This window comes from bacterium (assembly GCA_018812485.1).
Classification (GTDB): Bacteria; JAHJDO01; JAHJDO01; order JAHJDO01; family JAHJDO01; genus JAHJDO01.
In genome coordinates, this window is record JAHJDO010000028.1 from 1 (window position 1) to 2,153 (window position 2,153).

Annotated in this window: 2 protein-coding genes; both read left to right on the forward strand. The window is 35.9% G+C overall.

Features of this window, described 5'->3' with window-relative positions:
• On the forward strand, positions 1 to 1,318 hold a 1,318-nt coding region (locus KKC91_01930; GenBank protein ID MBU0477310.1), incomplete at its 5' end, for a phosphodiester glycosidase family protein.
• Between the two features lie 204 nt (positions 1,319 to 1,522).
• Positions 1,523 to 2,153: hypothetical protein (locus KKC91_01935; GenBank protein ID MBU0477311.1), on the forward strand; the 631-nt coding region annotated here is incomplete at its 3' end.

The window sequence follows — 2,153 nt, forward strand, 5'->3', positions numbered from 1 at the left end:
ATTTTCTTCTCCAAAAGGGAGGGTTTTTTTCAATGAAGAGGGAGCGCAATATAATTCTGATATTAATTCAAATAAAGGCATCTTAGTAATAACTGCAGAAAATGCAGGATTAAAAATAACAAGATCATTTTCTGGAGTGATTACCCCGGATTTTGCAAAAATGAAAGCAATTGAAAACTTTTTTCAGGATCACTCGAATGGATGCATACAGGTGTATAAGATTATGGAATCTGCTAATACAAATGTAGTTATATCCTTATTTACTGATCAATATTGTGAAACGGAAGCAAAAAAATCATTTACAATTGAGCAAGTAGAGATACAGACAAGTGGAAATATTGAAGAATTATTAGAAGGAGTTGCACAAACAGTTGAGCGTACAGTTCCACCTGGCAGAATCATTTCAGATGAATGTCCAATACAATCCTGGGGCATTCCTTATAAAGAGGTGGCCAATGAATTTATGGATGATCCTCAAAAATTGCATGAAGGAGTATATTATAAAAAACAATTCTATGTGAATGAGCACATAGATCCAGAAAATCCCATAGGAAATATTATCCACACATTCAAGATGGATCTTGATTACATTGAATTATATGTTACACCATATGCTAAAACTAAACAGACTACAACCGAATTTATGAGACTTGCTTACTACCTATTTGCAGAAGGGTATAGAACAGTAGATTTAAAGCTAGATTTTGCCATAAATGGGGATGGTTTTACTAGAGATAAAGGACCGTATCCTGTAAGAGGACCTCATATATCAACTGTATATACTGGAGGAAGAGATGGGTGGGTACAAAGGGCATATTCTCGAAATAAAGAATATCCGGCGTTAAAATACTATGATGATGGATCTGTAGATATAGGATACTTAGAAGATAACTATAAAAATATACTATATGCTGTCGGAGGATATCCACAATTAATTGAAGAAGGTTGTATGTATGATAGATGTGTTAATGGCAGAAATAAGTGGAAAGATACTGTTGAGAGATTTGAAAATTTTGAACAGGATGCAAGGACAGCCGTAGGAGTGGATAAAAATGAAAATGTCCTAATAATTGTCATTGCTGAAGGAGATAACCTTGATAAGAAAGGAATGAACTTTTGGGAACTATCATGTTTGTTGTATGCACATGGAGCGACTGATGCCCTTAATCTTGATGGTGGTGGTTCAACCACTTTGGTTACAAGGGACGGATTAATTATAGATGATGAGAATGACGATGTAGATTTAATTGTCAATTCAAATGGTAATTATCCACAACCTGAGCAGGTTAAAAACCATTTAGGTATAAGATTCAAGTAACCATGGGAAACAGACTTGCTGTTAGTAAGTATTACTGACCATTCTTTAGGTATGCAAATGTATTTAAATTTTGAAATATCTTAAAATAATTATAAGAATTTTACAGAGAGAAAAACATTAATGAGATATTGTCAAATAGCCCTTTACAACCTCAAATCCAGCTTGTATTTTTGCTTTTTAGAATGTAAGAACTGCAAAGACCAGATGAAGAAAACTGACCTTAAAATGACAAAAAAACCATCACTTTTTGTATTTATTTGCATGTTTACCATTTCTTTCTTATTAGTCTCATGTGGTGGTGCAGTAGAGGCGCCAGCCCCTGCAGAATCTGCCGAGCCAGCAGAAACAGCAATACCTTCACCAACTATAACACCAACACAAACACAAACTGCCACTCCAACACCAACGATAACACCAACACCAACAGAGGAACCTGGAATGCAGTGCGATGGCCTTGTCGCATGGGATTTGGATGGCTTGCCTGGAGATGAAGTGTTATGTAAAAATGGTTGGCATTATTATTGCTTAGAGTCGTGCCAAGATAGAGAAAAATGTAGTGAAGATGGCGATGAGGTTGAAGCCCAGGATGATAGAAGTGACCCTCTTGTTATGGTTACTTTCCTCTGCGAGGGTGATGCTGGATGGAGTTATCTGCGTCATAAGGCTGTTGATCCTGCTGAAGAACCAGCTGCACAGGAACCTTCAGATTATCAATTTTCTTCTCCAAAAGGGAGGGTTTTTTTCAATGAAGAGGGAGCGCAATATAATTCTGATATTAATTCAAATAAAGGCATCTTAGTAATAACTGCAGAAAATGCAGGATTAAAAATAACAA